General features: G+C 72.7%; 21 protein-coding genes and 3 tRNA genes. 7 read left to right on the top strand and 17 right to left on the bottom strand.

The genetic code is table 11. The features are described 5' to 3' along the window. Positions 1 to 44 precede the first annotated feature (44 nt). Entirely contained in the window at positions 45 to 1469 is a 1425-nt protein-coding gene (locus LP52_RS14635; protein ID WP_052809854.1) for an FAD-binding oxidoreductase, read from the bottom strand. Between the two features lie 380 nt (positions 1470 to 1849). Here LP52_RS14635 and LP52_RS14630 point away from each other — a divergent pair, with 380 nt between their 5' ends. Further along, on the top strand, positions 1850 to 2614 hold the full coding sequence (locus LP52_RS14630; RefSeq protein WP_193789994.1) for a glutamate racemase: 765 nt from the start codon (positions 1850 to 1852) through the stop codon (positions 2612 to 2614). Between the two features lie 82 nt (positions 2615 to 2696). On the opposite strand, the gene LP52_RS14625 is transcribed toward LP52_RS14630, so the two are convergent. After that, the gene (locus LP52_RS14625) at positions 2697 to 4211 is read right to left on the bottom strand and encodes a hypothetical protein (RefSeq protein WP_040274141.1); all 1515 of its coding nucleotides are present in this window, start codon (positions 4209 to 4211) and stop codon (positions 2697 to 2699) included. A gap of 232 nt (positions 4212 to 4443) precedes the next feature. Here LP52_RS14625 and LP52_RS14620 point away from each other — a divergent pair, with 232 nt between their 5' ends. The 3 genes from LP52_RS14620 (at position 4444) to LP52_RS14610 (ending at position 7136) form a co-directional block, all read left to right on the top strand. Then, positions 4444 to 4818 (top strand): hypothetical protein, encoded by a 375-nt coding sequence (locus LP52_RS14620; protein WP_040274140.1) that lies wholly within the window; start codon positions 4444 to 4446, stop codon positions 4816 to 4818. Positions 4819 to 5119: 301 nt separating this feature from the next. After that, the gene (locus LP52_RS14615) at positions 5120 to 6466 is read left to right on the top strand and encodes an AI-2E family transporter (protein ID WP_084723201.1); all 1347 of its coding nucleotides are present in this window, start codon (positions 5120 to 5122) and stop codon (positions 6464 to 6466) included. Between the two features lie 145 nt (positions 6467 to 6611). After that, positions 6612 to 7136, top strand: a complete 525-nt coding sequence (locus tag LP52_RS14610; protein ID WP_040274138.1) for a DUF6315 family protein — start codon at positions 6612 to 6614, stop codon at positions 7134 to 7136. Positions 7137 to 7148: 12 nt separating this feature from the next. Here LP52_RS14610 and LP52_RS14605 read toward each other — a convergent pair whose 3' ends face one another. From LP52_RS14605 to LP52_RS14575, 7 genes are all read right to left on the bottom strand, one after another. Continuing rightward, entirely contained in the window at positions 7149 to 9257 is a 2109-nt protein-coding gene (locus tag LP52_RS14605) for an ATP-dependent DNA helicase (protein ID WP_040274136.1), read from the bottom strand. A gap of 78 nt (positions 9258 to 9335) precedes the next feature. Next, complete coding sequence (locus LP52_RS14600; protein ID WP_040274135.1) at positions 9336 to 10127, bottom strand: DUF427 domain-containing protein; 792 nt, start codon at positions 10125 to 10127, stop codon at positions 9336 to 9338. A 180-nt stretch (positions 10128 to 10307) separates the two neighbouring features. Further along, positions 10308 to 11675, bottom strand: coding sequence for a hypothetical protein (locus LP52_RS14595; protein WP_157036335.1), 1368 nt, complete (start codon positions 11673 to 11675; stop codon positions 10308 to 10310). Positions 11676 to 12021: 346 nt separating this feature from the next. After that, positions 12022 to 12630 carry a DUF998 domain-containing protein gene (locus tag LP52_RS14590; protein WP_040274131.1) on the bottom strand — a complete coding sequence of 203 codons (609 nt, stop codon included), beginning with the start codon at positions 12628 to 12630 and terminating at the stop codon, positions 12022 to 12024. A gap of 185 nt (positions 12631 to 12815) precedes the next feature. Continuing rightward, positions 12816 to 12888: transfer RNA gene (locus tag LP52_RS14585), tRNA-Ala, on the bottom strand. A gap of 193 nt (positions 12889 to 13081) precedes the next feature. Beyond that, positions 13082 to 13288, bottom strand: coding sequence for an RICIN domain-containing protein (locus tag LP52_RS14580; RefSeq protein WP_040274130.1), 207 nt, complete (start codon positions 13286 to 13288; stop codon positions 13082 to 13084). A 225-nt stretch (positions 13289 to 13513) separates the two neighbouring features. Beyond that, on the bottom strand, positions 13514 to 14359 hold the full coding sequence (locus LP52_RS14575) for an NAD-dependent protein deacetylase (protein ID WP_040274128.1): 846 nt from the start codon (positions 14357 to 14359) through the stop codon (positions 13514 to 13516). 805 nt (positions 14360 to 15164) lie between these two features. Between LP52_RS14575 and LP52_RS14570 the strand changes: the two genes are divergently transcribed. Continuing rightward, positions 15165 to 16694 (top strand): MDR family MFS transporter, encoded by a 1530-nt coding sequence (locus LP52_RS14570; protein ID WP_084723200.1) that lies wholly within the window; start codon positions 15165 to 15167, stop codon positions 16692 to 16694. A gap of 258 nt (positions 16695 to 16952) precedes the next feature. Here the strand turns inward: LP52_RS14570 and LP52_RS14565 are convergent. Next, positions 16953 to 17025, bottom strand: a tRNA-Ala gene (locus LP52_RS14565). A 457-nt stretch (positions 17026 to 17482) separates the two neighbouring features. Between LP52_RS14565 and LP52_RS14550 the strand changes: the two genes are divergently transcribed. Next, entirely contained in the window at positions 17483 to 18442 is a 960-nt protein-coding gene (locus LP52_RS14550) for a phosphatidylinositol-specific phospholipase C (protein WP_052809853.1), read from the top strand. A gap of 197 nt (positions 18443 to 18639) precedes the next feature. Here LP52_RS14550 and LP52_RS14545 read toward each other — a convergent pair. From LP52_RS14545 to nadD, 4 genes are all read right to left on the bottom strand, one after another. Beyond that, positions 18640 to 18712 (bottom strand) — tRNA-Ala (locus LP52_RS14545). 83 nt (positions 18713 to 18795) lie between these two features. Further along, entirely contained in the window at positions 18796 to 19422 is a 627-nt protein-coding gene (locus tag LP52_RS14540; RefSeq protein ID WP_040274122.1) for a histidine phosphatase family protein, read from the bottom strand. A 58-nt stretch (positions 19423 to 19480) separates the two neighbouring features. Next, complete coding sequence (rsfS, locus tag LP52_RS14535; RefSeq protein ID WP_040274120.1) at positions 19481 to 19906, bottom strand: ribosome silencing factor; 426 nt, start codon at positions 19904 to 19906, stop codon at positions 19481 to 19483. 27 nt (positions 19907 to 19933) lie between these two features. Next, positions 19934 to 20515, bottom strand: coding sequence for a nicotinate-nucleotide adenylyltransferase (gene nadD, locus LP52_RS14530; protein ID WP_040274233.1), 582 nt, complete (start codon positions 20513 to 20515; stop codon positions 19934 to 19936). Positions 20516 to 20794: 279 nt separating this feature from the next. Here nadD and LP52_RS14525 point away from each other — a divergent pair, with 279 nt between their 5' ends. After that, positions 20795 to 21859 carry a M48 family metallopeptidase gene (locus tag LP52_RS14525; RefSeq protein ID WP_040274118.1) on the top strand — a complete coding sequence of 355 codons (1065 nt, stop codon included), beginning with the start codon at positions 20795 to 20797 and terminating at the stop codon, positions 21857 to 21859. A 94-nt stretch (positions 21860 to 21953) separates the two neighbouring features. Here LP52_RS14525 and LP52_RS14520 read toward each other — a convergent pair whose 3' ends face one another. From LP52_RS14520 to LP52_RS14510, 3 genes are all read right to left on the bottom strand, one after another. After that, positions 21954 to 22823, bottom strand: a complete 870-nt coding sequence (locus LP52_RS14520; RefSeq protein WP_040274116.1) for an SAM-dependent methyltransferase — start codon at positions 22821 to 22823, stop codon at positions 21954 to 21956. Between the two features lie 125 nt (positions 22824 to 22948). Next, positions 22949 to 24205: a glutamate-5-semialdehyde dehydrogenase gene (locus LP52_RS14515; RefSeq protein ID WP_040274231.1), complete on the bottom strand. Its 1257-nt coding sequence runs from the start codon at positions 24203 to 24205 to the stop codon at positions 22949 to 22951. A 364-nt stretch (positions 24206 to 24569) separates the two neighbouring features. After that, complete coding sequence (locus LP52_RS14510) at positions 24570 to 24836, bottom strand: hypothetical protein (protein WP_052809852.1); 267 nt, start codon at positions 24834 to 24836, stop codon at positions 24570 to 24572. Positions 24837 to 24896 lie beyond the last annotated feature (60 nt).

Here is a 24896-nt window from a genome sequence, read left to right as displayed (position 1 = left end):
CCTTCTCACCCGCGCCCGCCCACACCGCGCGGTGGGCCGGCGCCTCACTTGTTGTCCACGCACTTGGCGTAGAGGTCCAGGAGCCGCTCGTCGGGGTCGTATGCGTGCTTGAGCCTTCGGTAGCCCTCGCCGTTGTACAACCGCCAGAACTCGTCCTCGGAGTAGAACGCGTCCGAGTACAGCGACTTGTGTCCGCCCAGCCGCGAGACCTCCTCCTCGACCGCCCGGTTGTGATGGGCGCGCCGCTGCCCGGGTCGCATGGGGACCATTCCCCAGAACCCGAAGTTGACATAGAGCCGCTCCCGCTCCAGCGGGTACAGCGGCCACACGTGCGCGCGCCCGGCGGCCGGCGCCGCGGTCCCGCGCAGGCGCAGGGGGCACATCCAGATCGGCGACATGCCGATCTCGGAGTGGAAGAAGTCGAGGAACTCCGCGCCGCGCTCGACGCCGACCTCGACGTCCTGGATCACCGGCTCCTGCTGGGGGCGGCCGCGGTAGTGGTTGAGCAGCCGGCTGAAGTCGGTGCGCCGGTCGAGGGCCACGAGCTTGCGGTAGACGTCGGAGCGCTTCAGCTGCCGCGGCCAGAGCCTGCGCACCGCCGGTTTGCCCAGCCCGAAGGCGCCCGAGCACCAGAACCAGTCGGTGTCCCAGCGCCACAGGTAGTCGTGGACGGTGAGGTAGTCGCCCGGGCCGGGGCCCGCGTAGCGGGGAATGGAGCGGTAGTAGATGTCGGTGCCGGTGTAGTCGCTGGTCCAGGGCGCCTTGTCGACGAAGGAGGCCAGGGTGAGGTACAGCTCGCCGGGCCCGAAGGCCACACCGTCGACGAAGTCGACCCGCTCGCCCTTGTGCTCGGCGTCGGCGCAGATCCGCTCGAAGGCCTCCATCGCCTCCTTGCCGCTGGTGAAGGGCAGGTGGCGCAGGTGCACGTAGGGCTTGACCGGCTCCAGCTCGATGCGCAGCCGCAGGCTGTAGCCCAGGGTGCCGTAGGAGTTGGGGAAGCCGTAGAACAGCTCGCTGTGCTCGTTGTCGGGGCGCGCCGTGACGACGTCGCCGGACCCGGTGAGGATCTCGATCTCCTCCACCGACTCGTGCGGCAGGCCGTTGCGGAACGAGGAGGACTCGATACCCAGACCGGTGACCGCGCCGCCGAGGGTGATGGTGCGCAGCTGCGGCACCACCAGCGGCATCAGGCCGTGCGGCAGGGTCGCCGCCACCAAGTCCTCGTAGGTGGTCATGCCGCCGACCTCGGCCACCCGCTCGACGGGGTCGACCGCCAGCACCCGGTTGAACGCCGACACGTCCAGTCGGGGCGCGTCGGAGGAGTCGCGGAACCGGAACAGGTTGGAGGTGGGCTTGGCCAGCCGGACCGGGGCGTCGGAAGGCAGTTGCGCGTAGTCGCGCCGAAGGCGTTGCACGGCCTCGACGTGATCGGCGAAGTCCTGCTGCGATGACTGACGAATCGCTCTCACCCGCTTCTCAACCCGCTCGGCGCGCCGCCGCGCCGCTGCCCTCGTGCCGTGCTGCCGACCATGCGGCAGACCGTGGAACAGACTATTCCCCTTTTACCGGCCGGTAGTGACAATAGGCGTGTGACCAGTACAACCCGGTGGACCAGGCCCCGGTCGGCGCGTTGCTGCAGCCCCCCGGCGCGGCCGGACCCGGCCCCGGTGCTCTACAACGTGCTTCCCCGCATCCACCGCGCCGATACCTCGCCCGCGCGAAGCGGCCGGACCCGGCCGCACACGGAGGCTCGGCGTACCGGCCGCGCGGGTTCCCTGCCCGCGGATGCGCTCGGCGGGGCGTAGGATCGGCCAACGTGCGCATCGCCTTCATCGACTCCGGGATCGGGATGCTCTCGACCGCGGCCGCCGTACGCGCGGCGCGGCCCGACGCCGATCTTGTGCTCTCCATGGATCCCGACCACATGCCCTGGGGCGTGCACGCCCCGGAGGCCATCGTGGGCCGGGTGCTGGCCGGCGCCAGGGCGGCGCTGGACGCCTCCGGAACCGCGGAGGACCCCGCCGCCGCGCCCGACGCGATCGTGGTGCCGTGCAACACGGCCTCGGTGCACGGCCTGACGTCGCTGCGCGCCGCGTTCGAGCCGCGGATCCCGGTCGTGGGCACCGTGCCCCCGATCAAACCCGCCGTCGGACGCGGAGGGCCGGTCGCGGTGTGGTCGACGGTGGCGACCTCCCGCAGCCGCTACCAGCAAAGCCTCATCGAGGAGTTCGGCCAGGGCGTCGAGGTGGTGCCGGTTCCGTGTCCGGGCCTGGCCGAGGCCGTCGAGTCGGCCGACCCCGGCGCCGTCGACGCGGCGATCGCCCATGCGACCGAGCGCACCCCTCCCGAGACCTCCGCGGTGGTACTGGGCTGCACCCACTACGACCTGATCGAGGAACCGATATCGGAGGCGCTGGAGGGCCGCGCCGAACTGTTCACCGCGGCCGGCGCGGTCGCCGCCCAGACGCTGCGCCGCCTCGGCGTCCCACCGGCCCCCTCCCTTCCACTGACCGGCACCGTCACGGTCCTGGCCAGCGGACGGCCCGCCATGCTGCCGGAGGCGGCACTGGCGTATGCGCCCGGGCAGGCGCTGACCCGCGTGCCCCAGCCCTGATCGGCGGCCACCGCCTCCCGCCTCGCGGGCACCAGGATGATCGCCGCCGGCGCAGGTGCGGACGGCTCCTGAGCGGGCGCGCTCAGCCGACCGGGGCGCTCGCGGGGGAGGCCGCCGGGTCGGGGGCGCCGCCCGAGGGCTGGGGCGCCGAGCCCAGCGCAGCGCCGGTGAGGTGGCGGACCAAGGCGCGCAGACCCGCGGTGTCCTTGTCCGCCAGCAGCGTCTCCAGCAGCGACAGCGCGGCCTTCTGGTCGCCGGGGGCCGAGTGCACGCGCGGCCAGTGCAGTTCGGCCGCCGCGTCGGTGAGCCCCAGGGTGCGTCCGACCTGGCCCAGCGCGTTGAGCAGCGCCGGGTCGCCGGGGTTCTCCTGAAGCGCCGCCAGCACCAGGTCGGCCTGGTGCTCGGGGTCGACCTCCTCCGGCGACTGCCCGCGCAGCAGCGGCAGCACCTCCGATGCGGCCACGGGGAGTTCCCGGGGGCCGCGGCGGGCGGCCTCGGTGTGGATCTCGTCGAGGTCAGCGGCCTCGTCGGCGGCGCGGCGCACCCGCTTCACGGCGCGCTCGCTGCGCCGCAGCGCGGAGTCGGCGGTCCAGCGCGCCCCGCGGGCCACCGCCAGCCGGGCGGCCACCAGGCCCACCCGCAGGCACAGCCGGTCGGAGCCGACCCGCTCGAAGTAGCGCGACCACGCCGTCAGCGCCGTGCCCAGCCGCCAGTCGTTGTCCAGCCCGCCCGCGGCGACCAGGTGCTCGGCCGCCTCGGCCCACGCCGGTCGCAGGCGCGGGTGGGCGTCGGCCTCGCGCTGCTCAGGCAGTGCCGCGCGGGCCTCCTGCGGCGCGCACCGGCCGGAGCGGGCCAGCCAGGCCAGCAGGCGGGCGCGTTCCATGTCCAGCCGGCGGCGCGCCGCCGCGCGGGGCGCGCCGCCGGGCCAGGCGGCGGCCATCCCGGCCTCCACCCGGTCCAGCGCCGACAGCGCCTCGTCGTAGCGGTCGAGGTGGCGCAGCGCACGTACGTAACCGAAGGCGTAGTCCAGGCTGACGCCGGAGCCTCCCGTGCGGGCCGCGGCGGCGCGGGCGTCGAGCTCGCGGACGGCCTCGTCGGGGCGCTCGTCGTCGATGAGCATGTCGGCCTGGGCGAGTACCAGCGCCTCCCAGGCGGGCTCGCCGGGACGGGTGTGGCCGAGGCTCTCGGCCACCAGCGTGGCGCGGTCGACCACGTGGCCGGGGCCGTCGATGTTGGCGTAGCAGGCCAGCACGGGTTCGGCGGAGCAGGCGGCCGGGGTGCAGCCGGCCGCTGAGCCGTCCGCGCCGCCCACATGGGAGGCGCGCAGGCGTGTCAGCGCCGCGGGCAGCGCGGCCTGCCCTTCGGCGCGGTCCCCGACCCGCGCGGCCAGCGGCCAGTGCCCCACCAGCGGCGCGGCCCAGCTCGGTGCGGACTCGCCGCGTGCCGCCCGTTCGGCCGCCGGCTGGGCCTCGGCCGCCGCGTCGGCCTGCCCCTCGGCGGCCATCTGCGCGAGTCGCACCAGGCTCTCGGCCAGTTCGGCCTGCCCGTCGGCCCGCAGCTCCCGTGCGGTCTCGCCCAGCCATCTCCACAGCGCCATGGGTGCAGACTCCCTCTGATCTCCTCCGTGCCGGTCCGGGACCCTCGCGGCGCTCGCGGCCGCGTCGGCGCCACACCGGGTGCGACCGAACGTAGCAGCGCGATCACCGCGAGGTGAGGGAAACGCCTGAATCCGATCAGGGCAACGGCGGATAGACTCGTCGCAGGGCCGGGGGGCGACGTGCACGACAGCCGCGACAACGCGGCGGCAGGGACGGGAGCGCAGACGGCATATGGGATGGCGAGACCGGTTCGGGCTCCGCAAGGCGAAAGACCGGTTCGGGCTCCGCAAGGCGAGGAAGCGAAGCCAGGCCCGGTTCGACCGTGCGGCCGAGGATTCCGACCTCCGAGCTCTGATGGATTTCCACAACAGCAAGGTGGGCGTGGAGTTCTTCGTCGAACCGGAGACCTTCGCCACCGGCACCACGGCGGTGGCCGTGGCGAGCGACGGCGAGTGGATCCGCCGCCGCGTCGGCTCGCCCGAGGTCATCCACCGGGTCGCGCGCAACCTGGCGGCCCCCGTCCACGATGTTCACGTGGTCGGCTACCCCCAGCGCATGCGCGACTGGACCGAGCGCAACAAGCGCGGCCTCTCCATGGACGATTGACCCCCTGCCCGGGATTCCCGCGGCCTCGCGGCCGCAGGCGCGGCGCGCCCCGCGGCGCCCGCCGCCTCGCCGACCGGTGCCCCACCGCCAAGGGCGGGGTCCCGGCCTCCGCAGGCGTTTCGGCTCGCCGCCCGGCGGGCGGCGAGCCACTACTCTCGCTTCTCGCGATGCCCGGCCGGCTATCGCGGACGGGCATCGCCCCGGTGCGGAGTGAAGACGCGATCCGCACCCGGCCCGATGAGCCGGACCACCCCGGCAACCGCAGTCGGCATGCTCAGCAGCAGGAAGGCGACCCGCGCCCATGACGGCCCCGGACGACCCATCTGGCAAGAACGGCATGCCCTCGTGGCTGCCGCGGGCGCTGATGCTGATCGCCTGGACGGTGATCGCCTTCGCGGTCGCGGGATGGCTGTTCCTGCAGCTGCGGGACCTGCTGGTGCTGCTGCTGGTATCGCTGTTCCTGGCTCTGGCGCTGGAGCCGGCGGTCAACTGGCTGCACAGCCACCGCTGGCCGCGAGGGCCCGCCACCGGCGCGGTGATGCTGGGTGTCGTCACGCTGGTCGCCGCGTTCTTCTCGGTCCTGGGCTCGATGCTCATCGGCCAGGTGCTGGAGTTCATCGACCAGGTCCCCGCAATGAGCCGCGGGCTGCTGAACTGGGTCAACGTAACGTTCAACACCAGCTTCTCGCCCAACACGCTGCTCAGCGAGATCACCGACGCCACCGGGCTCGCCGACCAGTACGCCTCCAGCCTCGCCGAGAACGCCTGGGGCGCCGGAACGACGGTGCTGTCGCTGCTGTTCAGCGGTCTGACGATCGCACTGTTCACCTTCTACCTGACCGCCGACGGCCCCCGGTTCCGCCGCACGATCTGTTCGGTGCTGCCGCCGCGCACCCAGAGCGAGGTGCTGCGCGCCTGGGAGATCGCCATCAGCAAGACGGGCGGCTACATCTACTCCCGCGCGCTGCTTGCGCTGATCGCGACGATCGCCCACTACCTGGCACTGGTCGTTCTGGACGTCCATTACGCCTTCGCGCTGGCGCTGTGGGTGGGCGTCCTCTCCCAGTTCATCCCGACCGTGGGCACCTACATCGGCGGCGCCGTCCCGGTGCTTGTCGCGTTGATGCAGGGCGCCTGGCCGGCGCTGTGGATACTCGCCTTCGTCGTGGTCTACCAGCAGTTCGAGAACTATCTGCTGCAGCCCCGCATCACCGCCCGGACGCTGGACATGCACCCCGCGGTGGCCTTCGGCGCGGTGCTCGCCGGGGCCGCGATCCTGGGCGTTCCCGGCGCGCTGCTTGCGCTGCCGGCCGGTGCCAGTCTGCAGGCGTTCCTCAGCATCTACATCCGCCGCTACCGGGTGGCCGAGCATCCGCTGCTGGGGCCGGGCGCGCCGGTCGGCGACGTCGGGGACGTCGGCGAGGAGGGCGTCCCGCCTGCGGTCCCCGCCGACGAGCCCGGCGGGGACGCCGGCGGGGACCGCACCGAGGGCGACGGCAGGGACGCGGGCCGGCAGGGCGGCTCCTGGGGCGACTGGACCGGATTCGGCGGGCTCGGGCGGCTGCTCGCGCGGCTGCGGGCCGCGGGCGGCGCCCCGCTCACGCGCCGCGGCGGCAGCAGCGGGGATCAGGACCCCGCGCCACGCTGACGCACCGATTCCTCGCCTTCCGGACGCCCGCAGGAGCACGGGTTTCGGGCCGTTGACGACCGCGGATCGCAGGAGCTCCTTGGGCGGCCGGGTTCCCTAATCAGGGTCTGCCGTCGCATACTCGCCCTGGGAGGGGGACTGAAGGATGAAGCAGGAACTCACCGCCTTGTGCTGTGAATGCGGTACGAGCCGGATGGTCAGCGCCTATCGGGCGATCGGCGAGGCGCAGTCGGCCTACGGGCTCGCCCGGTGCGTCGTCTGGCGACTGTGCCGCGCCTGCGGACACCGCACCTACCACGCCTATCTGCGCGACGACGAGGATCGAGACGAGCTGGAGGACGCCCTCCAGCTCGACCAGGCGCTGGCTAGCGAGGCCCTGGACGAGGAAGTCGAGCAACTGCGGTTGTGCGGCGTCGACATCGGGCACGCGCCGGTGCCCGCCATCTGGGACGGCCAGCCGGTGGGCATGGTCACCCAGCGGCTGTCCGACCACTCCTACGCGATCGTGCTCGACCCCAGCAGCTCGGTCGTGGCGCGGCTCAAGCTGATCGACCTGATGTGGAACGAACTGGCGATCGGCGACAACGACGACCGGTGGTACATCCAGCCCGCCGACGACGACACCCCGGGCTACGCGGTCCGGCTGTTCGGCTACCGCCTGCGGCGCTGAGCCCCTCCCCCTTCAGCCCGCGGCGGGAGCCTCCGCGAGCCTGCGCAGCGCCGCACGCGCCACCTCCGGATCGGCGGTGCCCCAGTACGGCGGCAGCGAGGAGCGCAGGAAGCCGCTGTAGCGCGCCGTGGCCAGGCGCGGGTCGAGTACCGCCACCACACCGCGGTCCTGCGCCGTGCGCAGCAGCCGACCCGTGCCCTGGGCCAGCAGCAGAGCGGCGTGGGTGGCCGCCACCGCCATGAAGCCGTTGCCGCCCCGGGCCCCCACGGCTCGCTGGCGGGCCGAGGCCAGCGGGTCGTCGGGGCGCGGGAACGGCACCCGGTCCACGATGACCAGCTGCAGGGACCGGCCGGGGACGTCGACACCCTGCCACAGCGACAGTGTGCCGAACAGGCAGGAGGCCTCGTCGTCGGCGAACTCCTCGACGAGGCGGCCGGTGGAGTCCTCGCCCTGACACAGGATCGGCACGTCCACACGCTCGCGCAGCTCCTCGGCGGCCTGCGTGGCGGCGCGCATGGAGGAGAACAGGCCCAGCGCACGGCCGCCGGAGGCGTCGACCAGGCCCGCGATCTCGTCCAGATAGCGGGGATCGAGCCCGTCGCGCCCCGGCGGGGGCAGGTGCCGGGCGACATACAGGATGCCGCTGCGAGCGTGGTCGAAGGGCGAGCCGACGTCCAGTCCGCGCCAGCGGGGCTCGCCGGCGGCCCGGTTCGGGTCGTCGGCCTCGTCGGCTCCGTCCGCGGCTCCGTCGTCCGCTGCGCCGTCGGCGGCCGAGCCGTCGGCGCCGCCCTCGGCGGGGGCGGCGGCGTCGGGCGCCGGCGCCGCGTCAGTGGACTCGCGTCCCAGCCCCCACTGGGCGGCCAGCGGCGCGAAGGTTCCGCCCAGGGCCAGGGTGGCCGAGGTGAGCACCACCGTGGTGCGGTCGCCGAAGAGCTTCTCGCGCAGCAGCCCGCTCACGGCCAGCGGAGCCACCTGCAGGGTCGGGGACTGCTTGGGGCCCTTGGCCAGCCAGACGACGTCGGTGCGCTCGCGCAGCGGCGGTTCGAAGGACTCCAGGATGCGCACCGCCGTGTCGTGGACCTCCTCCAGCGCCGCCAGCGCCTGCTTGCGCTGGGTGGCGTAGTCGGGGTCCTGTTCGGTCGAGCCGGTGCGGACGGCGCTCAGGCAGGAGTGCGCGGCGTCGCGGACGGCGGCCACGGCCCCCGCCAGGGACTCGGGCAGGTGGTCGAGCCGGCCGGCGTCGGCCTCGCCGAACAGCAGCGCGAGGCCTTCGCCGGATTCGCTGAGCCGCTCGGTCAGGTCGGCCTCCAGCAACCGGGCGGCGCGCTTGGCGGCGGTGGCCACCGGCCGCTCCCCCAGCTCGCCGGTGGCCACCGAGGTGACGCGGTCGACGAGCTCGTGGGCTTCGTCGATCACCAGTACCCGGTGCTCAGGAAGCAGCTGGTAGCCCTGCATGGCCGAGATCGCCAGCATGGCGTGGTTGGTGACGACGACGTCGGCGCCGCCGGCGTCGGCCCGGGCCTGCTCGGAGAAGCACTCCTGGCCGAAGGGGCAGACCGCCGCGCCCACGCACTCGTTGGCCGAGACCGAGACCTGCCGCCAGGCGAGGTCGCTGACGCCGGGCGCAAGCTCGTCGCGGTCGCCGGTGACGGTCTCCTCGGCCCATTCGTGCAGCCGCTTGACCTGGCGGCCCACGGAGGACAGCTGCCGGGGGTCGAACAGCTCGGTCTCCTCGTCGGGATCGCCGGAACCGTTCAGACGATGCCGGCACAGGTAGTTGCGCCGGCCCTTGAGGATGGCGAAGGAGGGCTCGCGATGCAGCATCGGTGCCAGGGCGGCGGAAAGCCGCGGCAGGTCACGCTCGATCAACTGGCGCTGCAGAGCCAGGGTGGCCGTGGTGACCACGACCGTCGCGTCCTCGGCCATGGCGTGGCGCAGGGCCGGAACCAGGTAGGCGAGGGACTTGCCGGTACCGGTGCCCGCCTGCACGACGAGGTGCTCGCCGGTGTCGATGGCGGTGGAGACCGCCTCGGCCATGACGGCCTGGCCCTCGCGCCGGGTGCCGCCCACGGACTGCACCGCGGCCGCGAGGAGGGTTTCGACATCGGGAAGTTCAGCCACGCCTGCGACAGTACCGCCAGGCGGTGACGTGGCGGGCTGCTTCTCCACAGGCCCTGCCGCGGGCCGACGCGGTGCGGGTCAGGCGCGCTCGGCGGTGGCGGTGAGGTCGTCGTGCAGGAAGCAGAAGTGGCCCCGCACGTCGCGCGCGTCCTTGAGCGGTTCGTCGTAGGACCAGGCGACGTCCTCGATCTCGCGGTCCTGCAGCCGCAGCGTCCAGTAGGTCGCCCGGCCCTTGTAGGGGCACAGGGTGCGGGTCCGGCTGGGGACCAGCAGTTCGCGGCGCACGTCGTTGGGCGGCAGGTAGTAGCGGTTGGGCAATCCGGTCTCGGAGAGCAGTTCGGGCCTGGCCGAGCGCGCGATCAGGGTGTCGCCGTAGGAGATGCGCACGAGTACCGAGGCGGGCCGGGCGTCGACCCGGTGATAGGGATCGCGCAGGTGGCCGCGCACCGGCTCGTCCTCGTCGTACCACGCATCGGCCGCGTTCCAGTACATCGCCGAGTACCCGCTCAGCCACCCGGCCTCGCGCGCGGGGTCGGGATAGGACCACACGGCGTTCTCGGCCACCCGCTCTCCCACCCGCAGGTGCCGGTACGAGGCGTCGCCCTTGTAGGGGCAGTGGGTGGTGCGGTCGCTGGGTGTCAGCAGCTCACCCCTGATGTCCTCCGTGGGCACGTACAGCTGCGGCAGCAACGAGGTCTCGTGCAGCAGCATCCCGTTTCGGGAGTCGAGCACCGTCTCGCCGCCCAGCTCGGCGCGCACCCGCCGGGGAAAGGCGTGCATGAACAGCGAGTGGTGCGGCGACTCGATCCTGTAGTTCACCGCGGCGGACGCGTCGTGGGCGAACGGCCCTCCGCCCATGGTCAGCGACATCCCCGGCCTCCTTCCCCGTCGAAGTGGTGGGCTCAGCGGGTCATACCCGCCCGCTCCCCCACTACCCGCGGGACGGCCGCCCACCCACCCGCCTCCAGGCCGAGGTGCCTTCGATGCCGGGTGCGGCCCCGCGCACGAGGCCGCCGGGGCCCTGGGACCCGCTGTCCCGGCGGCAGTCGGCTAGCGGCGGTCGCGGGGGCCGCGGGCTCGAGAGCCGACGACGTCGTCGCCGTCGAAGCCGGATTTGCGGCCGCGGCCGAGGTAGATGGCGGTACCGCCGCCTCCCAGGGCGGCCAGGCCCGTCGCCACCAGGCCGATCAGCGCGCTGCCTGCCACCGGCAGTCTCCCGCCGGTCGGCTCGCCGCCCGGGTCGGCACCGCCGGGACCGACCGAGGGAGCGTGCTCGGGATCGGTCGGCGCTGCGACGGTGGGGCCGGATGCGGACTCCTGCTGCGTCGGCTCCGTGGCGGCGTCGCCACTCGGCGACGGGGTCGGATCCGTCGTGGCGGCGCCCTCCCGGTCGTCGGGCCGCGGCGTGGTTCCGGGGTCCTCTTCGCCGCTGGACCGAGTCGTGGGCCGGGTGTCCTCCGGCGCGTCGGCGGACTCGTTCAGCGGTCCCGGAGATTCGGGCGCCGCGAAGGTCGCGTCGGGTTCGGGGGAGGCGGTTTCGGTCTCGGGTTCCGGCGCCTGCGTGCCCGGCACACCGCCGGCGGGGATGTGAACCGCCGTGCCGGCGAACTCGACACCGTAGTCGAACTCGCTGACGGGCTTGCCCTCGGCGTCCACCCGGTCGACCTCGAAGCGCACGGACAGGAACGCCTCGGCGCGCTGGTCCCCGGAGGGCCCTCCGGAAGGCGGCTGCCCGCTCTTCTCGGGCTTGCTGACGTGCCGCTCGGCCTCGACGGCGACGGTGATCTTCCCGTCGCCGGAGTCGGCGGTGAAGGTGTCGGTGTAGTCGCCGTCGGAGACGTCGGCCGACCGGCCGAGGATCTCCAGGCCGCGGACGGTGATCTGGGCGCTGGGCCCCGATGCGGCGCTCCACCACGCGGTGGAGGCGGCGGAGTCGAGCACCAGCAGGGCGTCGCGGCCGAAAGCGTCGGTGACCGAGGTCGGCGTGGAAAGAGCGGAGTCGTCGATGCGGCAGTCGGGGGTGAACCGTATGCCGGTGACCCCCGCGGCGGCGGTGAGCCTGCCGCTGTCATAGACCACAGAGCTGTAGGCGTCCTCGGGTGCGGCGGGGAAGTGCCGGTCGCCTGCCACTTCGCCGGGGCCGTCGCGCCAGACGGCGCTGTCGTCGTGCTCGGCGCCGTCCTCGGTGCCGGTCTGGCCGATCGTGCCTCGGCTGCACCAGTCGACGAACGCGATGCGCGCGCTCGCCTCGGGGACGCCCTTCTCCCCGGAGGCCATCGGCGGCGCTGAGGCGGAAGGCGCGGCGGCTGCGGGGATCACACCCGAGAGCGCCAACGCCGCGGCGGCCGCCGCGGCACCTCCGGCGCTCAGGAGCCGACCCGCCTGCCTGCGGCGGGGAGTGGGGGAATTCGGGGTCACGGTCGTCCTCTGCTGATCAACGGCCGCGGGTGCCGGGGCGGTTCCGGGGGAGGCGCCGGACCGGTCTCGGGGCCGTACAAAGGTGCTCCTTAGAACTTACATTCCGCTCCCCGGTATCCCATAGTCGTTCCCGTCACGGATCGGCGGCCCTCCACCCGAAGGACCCGGCACGGACCGGGGAGCCGCTGTCGGATCCTCCTCGGACCGCACGTCGTGGCCGGGCGGCCCGCAGTGGATACGAACGAGCACGCCGCAGGGTTCCCTCCGGCCGATAGCGGCCACCGCCGCGCCGCCGCGGAAACGGGCTCCGCAAAGGCGCGTCCGGCCCGGGACCGCCGGCCCGGGCTCAGCCGGTCGCCGCCGCGAGGTCGGCCAGCAGCAGTGCCAGCCACGTCCAGCCGACGATGATGGTCAGCCGCTGAATGAGGCCTGTGTTCGGCCAATCGCCCTCCCACGCGCGGCCGAAGAGGCCGAACAGGACGAGCAGCGCCACCGCGGTCAGCCCCGAGTACGCCGACCAGAGCACGCCGTCGAGGGCGAACGCCGCGATGCCCGCGGCGGCCGGAAGCGAGAGGAAGACGACGGCGCCCGCCGCGTCGTGCACGCGGTGGCTCGGACTGAACGCGTCCGGGGTCCCTTCCGGCGCGCCCGGAGGGTAGCCCCGCATCGGATCCATGCGGAAGGCTCCCGAGGCCGTCAGCGCGAGGCCGAACACGGCGATCGCGGCAGCCAGGAGGGGGTGAGCGGTAGCACCGAGCACACCGGCGGCCGCTGCGGTGATCAGCAGCCCGCAGCAGAGGAAGTCGGCCGCCTGCAGCCATCCGCGCGGGCCCAGGGCCAGTGCGCTGACCGGGTGGCGCATGGGGCTGTAGCCCGGCCGGGTCCACCCGTCCACCAGGAATACGGCGACGAACAGCACCGCGGCTCCCGAACCCGCCCACAGCACGACCGCCATGGCGCAACGTTAGCAACGCTCCGGCCTGCCCCGGACGCCACCGCCGGGCCGGTGCTCCCGGCGCCCGTGCGGCCGCGGCCCTCGCAGCGGTCGGCACCGCCCCCGGGGGGCCGACCCGCCGTGCGTGTCACCACCGGCACGAACGACGAGAACCCCGCCCATCAGGACGGGGTTCTGCGGTTCGGTGGAGCTATGGGGATTCGAACCCCAGACCTCCTCCATGCCATGGAGGCGCGCTACCAGCTGCGCCATAGCCCCTTGCTTGCCTCCAGTCTACCGGATCTGGAGAGTGCCTCGGTCCGTCCGTCCCAGCGGGGACCGCGTCCCTGCGGCACCGCCGCTGCGATGGCCGCGACCGCCGTCCGCGACTGGGAGGGGGACGGACGGCGGCCGCGGTATCCGGGGTGGCCGAGGTCGCCCGCCGCGTCGGCGGCGGGCGGTGCGGGGCCGGTCAGGCCGTCGGTTCCAGGCGCCACTGCTGGCAGGCGTTGTCGAGCCAGGACCACTGGCGCACGTTCACCCCCGCCGCGGTACCGCAATCGCGCACGTCGAGGGCCTTGCCGCTGTTGGCGTTGGTCACGCTCATCCAGCCGCCGGAGTCTTGCACCGCCAACCGGAAGCGCTGGCAGGTGTTGTCCAGCCAGGGGGGCCGGACCATGGGGAACTCCTTCGCGGCCGAGTGGGGGATGTCCTGTCGACGCGGCGGGGAGGCGATTGTTGGCGTTAACACCACGCCGCGGCGATCCGCTGGGAATCGGATAAGGGGCGGTCGAGCGGGAGGCGGCGGCGCTGGACCGCGGGGCCGCCGCGGTTGCGTGACAGTGTGAGCGCTCACACAGCAAGGCGTCAAGAGGGTCCGACCCTCCGTGTCCGGAGGCCCGTGTCAGCGCTGGTAAGCCCCGGCCAGCGCGCCCAGCGCCCGCGAGCAGCCCGCGTCCACGGTGACCGCGGCGAGCGCATCGGCGCGGGTGGGTCCGCGGTTGACGATCACCACGGGTTTCCCCTGGTCGGCCGCGCGCTTGACGAAACGCCGACCCGACAGCACCGTCAAAGACGATCCAGCCACCAGCAGCGCCTCGGCGTCGTCGACGAGCCGGTAGCTCTCCAGCACCCGCTGCCGGGGCACGTTCTCGCCGAAGTAGACGATGTCGGGCTTGAGGATCCCGCCGCAGTCCGCGCAGTCGGCGACGGTGAAGCCGCGGGTGGAGGCCAGGACCGCATCGGCGTCGGGCGCGATCTCCACGTCGTCCACTCCCCCGGTGAATCCCGGGTTGAGTGCGGTGAGGCGCTCGGCCAAGCGGTCCCGCGAGATCACCGAGGCACACGAAAGGCAGGTCACCCGGTCGTAGCGGCCGTGCAGGTCGATGACGCTCCTGCTGCCGGCCATCCCGTGCAGAGTGTCGACGTTCTGGGTGATGACGCCGGAGACGACCCCGGCCTCCTCCAACCCGGCCAGCGCGCGGTGGCCGTCGTTGGGGCGCGTGCGGTGCACGTGGCGCCAGCCCACGTGGTTGCGCGCCCAGTAGTGGCGGCGGAAGGCCGCGTCGCCGACGAACTGCTGGTAGGTCATCGGTTTGCGGGGCGGCGAGTCCGGTCCCCGATAGTCCGGGATGCCCGAGTCCGTCGAGATTCCCGCCCCGGTCAGCACGGCGACCGGCCCCCGCCCCAGGGCCGCGCGCATCCGGGCGAGCGCGGACGTGAAGACGTCGGTGTCGAGCGTGTCGGTCACGTTTCGAGGGTATGCGCGCGGCCCGACCGGAGGCTCGGGAGCGTGGCTGAGGAGTCGGGCCGCGGTGGCGGGGACGGGCCCGCGCCGCGTGCCGGCGCGCGTCCTGCGGCCGGCTGCGGCCCCTCCTGCAGCACGCGCCTCGGAAACCGCGGTTCGTCGGGGAGAGCGTCCCGCGCAGCACCCTCGACACCGGCTTCGGCCCGCAGGAACACGGAGGTCACGCCCCTGAACTGCAGCCAGCGGCGCGGGCCCCGAAGTCGCGGCGGGTACCGCTTCCACGGGGCGGGAGCCCCTGTGTCGCTTCTCTCAGGCGGGGGACGAGAACGTACCGGGCAAGCGATCAGCGCGAGTACTACAGTGAGTTGGCCGCCTGTCGGACTTGTGTAGATCTGCACATTTTCACACGCGTGCGATGCAGCGCGGCGAGCGGTCGGCGACGGGATGGGGATTCGACGACCGCGTTCGGGGCGTACCGCCGACGGGGGAAGCGGATGACGATCGTGATGCATGGCAACGGCACCGTGAGCCACCAGGGGACGCGCCGCTTTTCCACAGACCGCCGCGCGGCACGTTTCGGGCCGCAGCGGACGCACACCCATCGGCCCGCGCGCGTACCAACCGCAGCGAGCCGCCACCTTCGTCTCGACCGCCCCGAAGCCCCGGAGACCCCGGGTACGCGCGCCGGCGCTCTCGCGCACGACTCCGGCTGAGCGGCCGCCCGCCTACCGGGCGCCCCGGCGCCCTCCTGCCCGGAATCCAGCACCACCAGCCCACCCGCCTGACCGGCAGCTTACGAGGTATGCCCATGACCGAAACCGCGCCCACCGCGGACGCCGAAGTGCCGCCGGACGGGGCGGCTCCGCAGGCGCGCCCCGGCCTGATGATCGCCGTGCTCGTCGTCTCGGCCTTCGTGATGATCCTCAACGAGACGATCCTGAGCGTAGCGCTGCGGGACCTTACCGTCGCGCTCGACGTCTCCACTACGACGGTGCAGTGGCTGACCAGCGGATTCCTGCTCACCATGGCCGTAGTCATCCCCACGACCGGATTCCTGCTCGAACGGTTCACTCCCCGCCAGGTCTTCCTGGCCTCGCTGAGCATGTTCACCCTGGGCACTCTGCTCAGCGCGATCGCCCCCGGGTTCGGGACGCTGCTGGTCGGACGCATCGTCCAAGCGTCCGGCACCGCCGTGATGGTGCCGCTGCTGATGACCTCGGTGATGCGGCTCGTGCCGCCCCGCCGCCGCGGCGCGACGATGGGCACGATCACCATCGTCATCGCCGTGGCCCCCGCGATCGGACCGACCATCGGCGGTGCGGTACTGGCCGGGCTGGGGTGGCGCTGGATGTTCCTGCTCGTGCTCCCGCTGGCGGTGGCCGCGCTGGTCATCGGTGCGGTCTGGCTGCGCCTGGACAGCCGCACCAGGTCGGTACCGCTGGACGTGCTCTCCGTGCTGCTGTCCGCGGTCGGCTTCGGCGGCCTGCTCTACGGCCTGGCCTCCATCGGCGAGTCCGGCGGCGGAGGGCATCCGGTGCCGCCCTGGCTGGCGGTCGCGGTCGGAGCCGCCGCACTGGCCGTCTTCGTCGCGCGCCAACTCCGGCTCCAGCGCGAGGATCGGGCGCTGCTGGACCTGCGCCCGTTCACCCACCGGACCTTCGTGGTCGCCCTGATCCTGGCCGCCCTGCTGTTCATGTGCCTGCTGGGCGTCGCGTCGATCCTGCTGCCGCTGTACCTGCAGACCGTCATGAACACCGGCACGTTCGTCAGCGGTCTGGCTGTACTGCCCGGAGGGCTGGTCCTGGGACTGCTCGGCCGTCCGGTCGGCGCGCTGTTCGACCGCTTCGGCGCCCGGCCCCTGGTGATCCCCGGTGCACTCGCCATGGCGGCGTCCCTGTGGCTGTTCACCGCGTTGGGGGCGGACTCGCCCCTGGCCGCGGTGATCGCCATCCACGTCGTGCTCATGACCGGGCTCGGGCTGATGATGACGCCGCTGATGACGGAGTCGCTGGGCTCGCTGCCCGACCACCTCTACTCCCACGGCAGCGCGATCCTGACCACGCTGCAGCAGGTCGCGGGCGCGTTCGGCACCGCGGTCTTCGTGACGGTCGCCGCGCTCGGCAGCGCGACCGCGGGCCCGCCCGACGCCGCCGGCCTGCGCACCGCTTTCATGGTCGCCGGGTGCATCGGCGTCCTGGCGGTGATCACGTCGCTGTTCGTCCGCCGCAAGGCCGCGGCGGACGACGCCGACCCGGGGACGCCGGCCGAGTCCGTCGCCGAGGGGGATGTCGATACACCGGCCGCACAGGCGCAGCCGGTGCAGGGTGAGCGCGCCTGACCGCGATCCGATCGGTGGAGCGGAGGCCGGCTCCGCTCCACCGCCCACGGCCCGGTACAACGACACGGGACCACCTGCTGGGCGGGGGTCCCGTGTCGCGTATCGGACACGGTCGTCGGCGCACCCGGTCCGCATCACCGTCGATGACGGCGTTGCGCGGTCTCCGGCCGGATCGGCCCCGGCGCATACGAAGCGAGGCCGCATCCGCCGGGCGGATGCGGCCTCGCTTGCGCGCGGTTCGCGTTATGACTGCTTCGGTGGAGCTATGGGGATTCGAACCCCAGACCTCCTCCATGCCATGGAGGCGCGCTACCAGCTGCGCCATAGCCCCGCGTCTCCACCTTTTATACCACCTGCGGAGGGCTGTTCGGTCCGCTGCGGGGAGGCTGCGCGAGGGTGGCCTCGGGCACCCCGGTCGCGTCGCCGAGCGCTATCCGATGCTGCGCGAACGCAACGTCCACGCGGTCGCCGACGAGCGCCCCGAGCACGGCACCGGCCACATCAGCGTTGATCTTGTACTTACGGTCATTGTGAGCGATCACATGTGACCGTAGGTACAAGATCAACGGGGGAAAGGCCAGTGATGCCAGATCGCCGCGGCCGACCGGGCGAGTCCGGCTGCCGGGGCCGCGGCATCAAGCGACCGGGCGCCTCACCGGGGCTCTTGGCCGCCGTACAGGCGGCCGTGGCATCCTTGTCGCGCTCTCGCGCGCCTGCGCGCCTGCGCGCCTGCGCGCCCGCGCGGCGCGCCTCCCCCGTCCCCTCTCCCGCCCCGGAGGATCCCCCCGATGCCCCCCGTGTCTCGGCACACTCGCGCCCTCGCCGTCCTGGCCGCCCTGGCGGCCGTGCTGGCGGTGGGGCTGCCCGCTTCCCCCGCCCTCGCCGACACCCGCCACAGCGGAGATCTGCACCTGACATCCGACCCCGACTGGATGAGCCGGCTTCCGGACGGCACCAGCCTGGCCGACCTGTCGGTCCCGGGCACGCACGACACAATGGCCTACGACGCCTCGCCCGTCTCGCAGACCCAGCAGAGCCCGCTGCATGAACAGCTCGACGCCGGTGTGCGGGCCCTGGACATCCGCACCCGCCACCACCGCGACGTGTTCCCGATCCACCACGGGTCCGAGTTCCTGAACGCGAACTTCACCGACGTCGTCGTGGCCGCCACCGACTTCCTGCGCGCGCATCCCGGCGAGACGGTGCTGATGCGGTTGAAGCAGGAGCACACCGCCGAGGAGAACACCCGCAGCTACGAGGAGACCCTGGACTGGTACATCGATGAGAACCCGGAGACCAGCGCCCGGCTCCGGCAGCACTTGTGGCGGCCGTCCGCCGGCGACGGGGCCATCCCGACTCTGGGCGAGGTGCGGGGCCGCATCGTCGTCCTCCAGGACTTCGGCTCCGGCGGCGCCTACGGTCCGCGCTGGAACGGCGCGCGGATGGACGTGCAGGACGACTACGACCTGCCGACGCTCTTCCACGTGCCCCAGAAGTGGGACGCCGCCCGCGCCCACTTCGAACGCGCCGACGCCGGCGACAGCGGCGTTCTCTACGTCAACCACCTCAGCGCCTCCGGCGGCGCGCTGCCCTCCTCGATCGCCTACGGCGCGCTCGGGGTCGAAGGCATGAACTCGCGGGCGCTCGACTATCTGGCCGCCGGGAACGTGCAACGGACCGGGGTCGTGATGGCCGACTTCCCCGGGCCCGACCTGGTGGAGACCGTCATCGCCCACAACTTCGACTGACAGGTTCGCGGGCGAAGGCGTCGGCGCAGCCCCGAGGGGCGCGCCGGCGCCCCCCGGAAGCGACCGAGAAGGCGGCCCCGCGAGCACCCGAACGCGCGAGCGGGATCACCCTGCGACCGTCTGCGGGCTCGGTGGGCGGCCGCGGAGGAAACGACGAAGGCGTGCCCTGCGGTCAGCAGGACACGCCTTCGATCAGGTGGAGCTATGGGGATTCGAACCCCAGACCTCCTCCATGCCATGGAGGCGCGCTACCAGCTGCGCCATAGCCCCTGGTCCGCCGCCCCGGTGTCCGCGGCGGCGGTACCGACTCTAACGGAATCCGGCGCCCTCGTCGAAACGGGAGGGCGCCGGGCTCAGCGGTCGTCGCTGAGTGTGCGCTTCTCCGGCAGGCTGGCGGCGTTGTGCTCCAGCAGCCGCCAGCCGCCGTTGCGCAGCGGACCCAGTAGGGACCAGGAGCAGTTGCCCAGCGGTCCCAGCACCTGGCGCCGGTCGGCAGGCAGGTCCAGCATGCGGTTGATTCCGGCGCGCAGGGCGGCGCCGTGGCCCACCGCCACCAGCAGCCCGTCCTCGGGCACCAGGGCCAGGGCACGCTCGACCGCGTCGCACACCCGCTCCCCCACGGCGTCGATGTCCTCGCCGCCGGGCGGCTCCAGGCGCGCGTTCTCCTCGGGCCATCCTTCGCGGATCTCCGCGGTGGTCAGCCCTTCCCACTGGCCGCCGAAGCGCTCACGCAGCCCCTTGTCCAGGGTGACCTCCAGGCCCGTCTCCTCGCCCAGGGTCTGGGCGGTCACGGCGGCCCGGCGCAGGTCCGAGGAGACGACGGCGTCGGGGCGCATCCGCGCCAGCAGGCCGGCCGCGCGCCGGGCCTGGGCCAGGCCCTGCTCGTTGAGGGGGATGTCGGTCTGGCCCTGGAACCGCTTCTCGGCGTTCCACGCGGTCTGGCCGTGGCGCCAGCAGACGACGCGTTTGGAGGCGGTCACGGGCGCCCTTTCGAACCGCTGGGACGGATGTGCGCACAGGCGCCGCTCGACGGAGTACTCACGCGGTCTCGGTTCCCTCGGCGCTTCCGTCGGTCTCCTCGCTCCCGCGATCGCGGCCGCGGGCGCCCTCGGGCAGCGTGATCCGGGGGCAGTCCTTCCACAGCCGTTCCAGGCCGTACTGCCCGCGTTCCTCCTCGTGCTGGATGTGCACGACGATCTCGGCGTAGTCCAGCAGCACCCAGCGACCGTCGCGCTCGCCCTCGCGCCGAACCGGCTTGACGCCGCCCCGGTCGCGCAGGCGGTCTTCGACCTCGTCCACGATGGAGCGCACCTGGCGGTCGTTGGGCGCCGAGCACAGCACGAAGGCGTCGGTGATCACCAGCTGATCGCTGACGTCGTAGGCGACGACCTCCTGCGCGAGCTTGTCGGCGGCCGCTTCAGCGGCGATGTTTACGAGCCCCACGGCCCGGTCGGTAGCGGACACGATGTAGCAGCTGCCTCCCTCAGGCGACTACCCCGCAGTCGGGTCGTCGAGGTAGAGCCCGGTCTTGTTGATGTAGCGGACGATGCCGTCGGGTACCAGGTACCAGATGGGATCGCCCTTGCGGACGCGCTCCCGGCACTCCGAGGAGGAGATCGCCAGTGCGGGGACCTCCACGAGGCTGACCTTCCCATCGGGCAGCCCGGGGTCGGTGAGCCGGTGTCCGGGGCGGTTACAGCCTACGAAATGCGCGAGTTCGAAGAGTTCGTCGACGTTCTGCCAGCTCAGGATAGCGCCCAGCGCATCGGCGCCGGTGATGAAGAACTGCTCCACCTCGGCGCCGTAGATCTGGCGCATCTCGCGCAGTGTGTCGATCGTATAGGTGGGGCCGTCGCGGTCGATCTCCATCCGGCTCACGCTGAACTGGGGGTTCTCGGCGGTGGCGATGACGGTCATCAGGTACCGGTCCTCGGCCGAGGTCACCTGGGTGAGGTCCTTCTGGTACGGCCGCCCCGCGGGCACGAAGACCACCTCGTCGAGGTGGAACAGGTGGGCGACCTCACTGGCCGCCACGAGGTGCCCGTGGTGGATGGGATCGAAGGTACCGCCCATGATCCCCACACGGCGCGGGTTCCTGCGTCGCTGCTCTGCGCTGGAGAGGCCCCCCGCCGGCTCGTTGCGCACGTACGGCTCCGTTTCCTGCGTGTCGCCCGACCACCGTCAAACCGGAGCTTCACGGCGCCGGATTCCCATTTTCATCCGGTCTATCCCGAGATTAACCGACCGGCACCGGCCTCCCCGGAACCACTGCCCCGGAGCCGCCGAAAATCGCGTCATATCTCGATCCGCGGAATCGTGGCATCGCGCACCCGCGAGGCATAGCATGCCGACATGGCCACCAACGCTCCAGACCGCGCACGCGTACGACTCGAAAACATAAGCTCCCGAGCATACGAGCACCCGGCCGATCGCGGCGCGCTGGTCGCGCTGCGGTCCCTGCGGGGCTTCGACGAGGTCTTCAAGCGCCTGTCCGGGCTGTTCAACGAACGCGCCCTGCGCCTGATGTTCCTCTCCAGCGCCGTCCGGGTGAACGAACAGCAGTTCCCCGAGGTGCACAACTACGTCCGCGACGCCGCCTACATCCTCGACCTCGACGACGTCCCCGAGCTCTACATCCAGATGAACCCCCGACCCAACGCCATGGCCATCGGCAGCAGCAAGCCGTTCATGGTCATGACCACCGGGCTGTTCGACCTGCTCGACCCCGAAGAGCAGCGGTTCGTCGTCGGCCACGAGGTCGGCCACATCCTCTCCGGCCACGCCGTCTACCGCACCATGCTGCTCGCGCTGATACGGCTGGCCGCCCGCGTCGCGTGGATCCCCCTGGGCTACATCGGCATCCGCGCGATCGTCACCGCATTGGAGGAGTGGTACCGCAAGTCCGAGCTGTCGTGCGACCGCGCCGGCCTTCTGGCGGCGCAGGACCCCGACGCGGCCAAGCGCGCGCTGATGAAGCTGGCGGGCGGCTCGCGGCTGGCCGAGATGAACCCCGACTCCTTCATGGAGCAGGCCCGCGACTACGAGAGCGGCGGCGACGCCCGCGACAGCCTGATCAAGCTGCTCAGCCTCATGGGCCAGACCCACCCGTTCGCGGTGATCCGCATGGCCGAGCTCAGCCGGTGGATCGACGACGGTTCCTACCAGCGCATCCTCGACGGCGACTACCCGCGCCGCGACACCGACCGGGACGCCTCGGTGGGCGCCGAGGCGCGCAACGCCGCCGACTCCTACCGCCAGGCGTGGGAGCGTTCGGAGGACCCGCTGATGGGCACGCTGCGCGACGTCGCCGGCAGCGCGGCCAACACCGGCGGACGCATCTTCGACTCCGTCGCCGAACGCTGGAAGGGCGCCGGTCGGCGCGACAACGACAACAACAACGGGGGGTCGGCCTCCTAGGTCGGCCCCGACCGGGCCGGCGCTGCGGAGGTCGTGCGACCACCGCAGGGCGTGGGCGTGCAACGACGGTGGCTGCACGGTCGATCGGCGGGTGTCAGGGCTTCCGGGCGACTCCGCCGGTCATGAACCGGGCAGCCACCGACGTGCTGTCGCGTACGACGCCCTCGGGCCTCCACAGCGGCAGCGGCACGAGCCCTGGCGGCAGCAGGTCCAGGCCCTCGAAGAACTCCTCCAGCTCCGCGGAGGTGCGCACCCGCCCGGTGCCCAGCTGGCTGAGCAGCACCCGCTCCAGCTCGGCGCTCTCGGGAGCGTCGCCCAGCCGGGTGAAGTTGGTTATGAAGAAGTAGGAGCCGGGTGCCACGGCGTCGGCCAGCGCGGTCACGATCCCCTTGGGGTCCTCCTCGTCGAGCAGGTGGTGGAGGATGCCGCAGAGCATCACGCAGACCGGCCGGTCGAAGTCGATCAATGCGCGGACACCGGGGTGGGCCAGTATCTCGGCGGGCTCGCGGACGTCGCCGGTGACCACCGCAGTGTCGGGGTCCCCGCCCAGGATCGCCTCGCCGTGCGCGGACACGAGCGGGTCGATGTCGACGTAGACGACCTTGGCTCCCGGGTTCGCCTCCTTGGCGACCTCGTGGGTGTTGCGCGCGGTCGGCAGTCCCGAGCCCAGGTCCAGGAACTGGTCCACGCCCCGCCGCCCGTCGCCCTCGGCGGCGGCGCTTCGTGTCGCGGAACCTTCCTCCGCCGCCAGGTGGCGCACGACCCGGTGCAGCATCTCCCGGTTGTACAAGGCGATCTGCTTGAGCTCGGGCATGACCTCCAGGCTGGCGTGAGCCACCTGCCGATCGGCCTCGTAGTTGTCCTTTCCGTCCAGCATCACGTCGTAGACGCGCGCGGCCGTGGGCACTCCGGAGTCGAACCCGCCGGAGCCGTCGGCGCTGTACGGAGATCTGTCGTCGGGCATCGGGGGGGCTCCTTGACCGTCGGATCGCCGTGTACACGGGCATCCTAGCGGCCGGCAGAGCCTCGCTCGCAGCCCGGCGGCCCCGGCCTGCGCGCCGCAGGCGGGGGCGCCGGGCCGCGCGGGCCTCAGCGCACGTGGCCCTCGCCGGTGACCACGTACTTGGTCGAGGTCATCTCGGGCAGGCCCATCGGACCGCGGGCGTGCAGCTTCTGGGTGGAGATGCCGATCTCGGCGCCGAAGCCGAACTCGCCGCCGTCGGTGAAGCGGGTCGAGGCGTTGACCATCACCGCGGCCGCGTCGACCAGCGACACGAACCGGCGAGCCGCCGACTGCGAGTCGGTGACGATGGCCTCGGTGTGCTTGGTGGAGTAGCGGCGGATGTGGGCGACGGCGTCGTCCAGGGACTCGACCACCTTCACCGCCAGGTCGGCCGAGAGGTACTCGGCCGCCCAGTCGGACTCGGCCGCCGGCACCACCGCGTCGTCGTAGCCGCGCACCCGGTCGTCGCCGTGCACGGTCACACCCAGGTCGCGCAGTGCGGCGAGCACCCGGGGCAGGAACCGGTCGGCGGCGGCGGTGTGCACCAGCAGCGTCTCGGCGGTGTTGCAGGTCGAGTAGCGCTGGGTCTTGGCGTTGACCGCGATCGCCAGCGCCATCTCGGTTTCGGCGGACTCGTCGACGTAGACGTGGCAGTTGCCCTCGCCGGTCTCGATCACCGGCACGGTGGACTCGCTGACGACCGCCTGGATCAGCGAGCCGCCGCCGCGCGGGATGAGGACGTCCACCAGCCCGCGGGCGCGCATCAGCGCCTGGGCGGAGTCGCGCCCGCTGCCCGGCACCAGCTGGACGGCGTCGGCGGGCAGCCCGGCCTTCTGCAGCGCGCCGCGCAGCACCTCGACGATGCGCGCGTTGGAGGAGTAGGCCGAGGAGGAACCGCGCAGCAGGGCCGCGTTGCCGCTCTTCAGGCACAGGGCGGCGGCGTCGGCGGTGACGTTGGGGCGGCCCTCGTAGATGATCCCGATGACGCCCAGCGGTACCCGCACCTGGCGCAGCTCCAGCCCGTTGGGCAGGCTCGATCCGCGCACGACCTCACCCACCGGGTCGGGCAGGTCGGCGATGTCGCGGACGGCCTCGGCGATGGCCCCTACGCGCTCCTCGGTCAGCGCAAGCCTGTCGATCATGGCCTCGGCCTCACCTGCGGCACGGGCGCGCTCGACGTCCTCGCGGTTGGCGGACACGACGGACTCGGCCTCGGCGATCAGGGCGTCGGCCATCGCCAGCAGCGCGTCGTCCTTGGCGGCCCGGCTCAGCGGCGCGAGGCCGGCTGCGGCGTCTTGGGCGCGCTCCGCGCAGGCGCGGACCTCGCGCTCGGTATCGCTCATGGTGCTGATCGCTTCCAGGTAGTCGGGGGGCGGGACGTGCACTTTCAGCATATCGGGCCGGTCCCTCCGCGGCCTGTGGCGCGAGGCCGCGGGCGGTCCCCGGGGATCTCGGCTGTTTACCGGACAACGGCGCTGCGCGGCCGGTACCGTAACGGCGCCAGATCGCTCGGTCGAGAGCTTAGGTGGTGTCGATGTCGGCATGTCCCAACGGTGGAGAACACGACTGGGTCTTAGGAGGGGACCGGAAGTTCCACTGCTCCAAGTGCGGAGCCGAGAGCGCTCGCAGACTCTGATTCGCCGGTCGACGGCATGACCTGCCCGGCCACGCCCTCGGGCCGCGGCCGCGAGCGCCGGTGCACTCCGTTCAGCACGCCGGACCCGGCCCTCCCTCGGCGGTGCGCGCGGCGGGGTGCACCGTCTGCTCCTCCACCACCTCGCCCTCGGCGCTTGCCCGCCACGTCACCGGCCCGTCCAGCTGGTCGGCGACGTACTGCGCCCACCGCCGCAGCGGAGCGAACCGGTCGGGCCCCGGCTGCAGCACCGTGCGGCCCCGGTAGGTCACCGCGCCGAGCGTGACGACGCGGCCGTTGTGGAGCAGCTCGGTGTCGAACTCGTGGGTGGAGGACCTCATGGCGTTTCACTTTACTGTCGGACCGGCCCGGACCCCCGGAGACGCGCGGAGCCCGAGCCG

It is taken from the genome of Streptomonospora alba (assembly GCF_000826685.1).
Classification (GTDB): domain Bacteria; phylum Actinomycetota; class Actinomycetes; order Streptosporangiales; family Streptosporangiaceae; genus Streptomonospora; species Streptomonospora alba.
This window is presented reverse-complemented; position numbering and strand designations above follow the sequence as displayed.

What these genes read in the sequence shown, in the direction of transcription:
- LP52_RS14630 (WP_193789994.1), top strand. Translation starts at nt 1,850, where the DNA reads ATGCTCTCGACCGCGGCCGCCGTACGCGCGGCGCGGCCCGACGCCGAT.
- LP52_RS14625 (WP_040274141.1), bottom strand. Translation starts at nt 4,211, where the DNA reads ATGGCGCTGTGGAGATGGCTGGGCGAGACCGCACGGGAGCTGCGGGCC.
- LP52_RS14620 (WP_040274140.1), top strand. Translation starts at nt 4,444, where the DNA reads ATGGGATGGCGAGACCGGTTCGGGCTCCGCAAGGCGAAAGACCGGTTC.
- LP52_RS14615 (WP_084723201.1), top strand. Translation starts at nt 5,120, where the DNA reads ATGACGGCCCCGGACGACCCATCTGGCAAGAACGGCATGCCCTCGTGG.
- LP52_RS14610 (WP_040274138.1), top strand. Translation starts at nt 6,612, where the DNA reads ATGAAGCAGGAACTCACCGCCTTGTGCTGTGAATGCGGTACGAGCCGG.
- LP52_RS14600 (WP_040274135.1), bottom strand. Translation starts at nt 10,127, where the DNA reads ATGTCGCTGACCATGGGCGGAGGGCCGTTCGCCCACGACGCGTCCGCC.
- LP52_RS14590 (WP_040274131.1), bottom strand. Translation starts at nt 12,630, where the DNA reads ATGGCGGTCGTGCTGTGGGCGGGTTCGGGAGCCGCGGTGCTGTTCGTC.
- LP52_RS14580 (WP_040274130.1), bottom strand. Translation starts at nt 13,288, where the DNA reads ATGGTCCGGCCCCCCTGGCTGGACAACACCTGCCAGCGCTTCCGGTTG.
- LP52_RS14570 (WP_084723200.1), top strand. Translation starts at nt 15,165, where the DNA reads ATGACCGAAACCGCGCCCACCGCGGACGCCGAAGTGCCGCCGGACGGG.
- LP52_RS14550 (WP_052809853.1), top strand. Translation starts at nt 17,483, where the DNA reads ATGCCCCCCGTGTCTCGGCACACTCGCGCCCTCGCCGTCCTGGCCGCC.
- nadD (WP_040274233.1), bottom strand. Translation starts at nt 20,515, where the DNA reads ATGGGCGGTACCTTCGATCCCATCCACCACGGGCACCTCGTGGCGGCC.
- LP52_RS14525 (WP_040274118.1), top strand. Translation starts at nt 20,795, where the DNA reads ATGGCCACCAACGCTCCAGACCGCGCACGCGTACGACTCGAAAACATA.
- LP52_RS14520 (WP_040274116.1), bottom strand. Translation starts at nt 22,823, where the DNA reads ATGCCCGACGACAGATCTCCGTACAGCGCCGACGGCTCCGGCGGGTTC.
- LP52_RS14515 (WP_040274231.1), bottom strand. Translation starts at nt 24,205, where the DNA reads ATGAGCGATACCGAGCGCGAGGTCCGCGCCTGCGCGGAGCGCGCCCAA.
- LP52_RS14510 (WP_052809852.1), bottom strand. Translation starts at nt 24,836, where the DNA reads ATGAGGTCCTCCACCCACGAGTTCGACACCGAGCTGCTCCACAACGGC.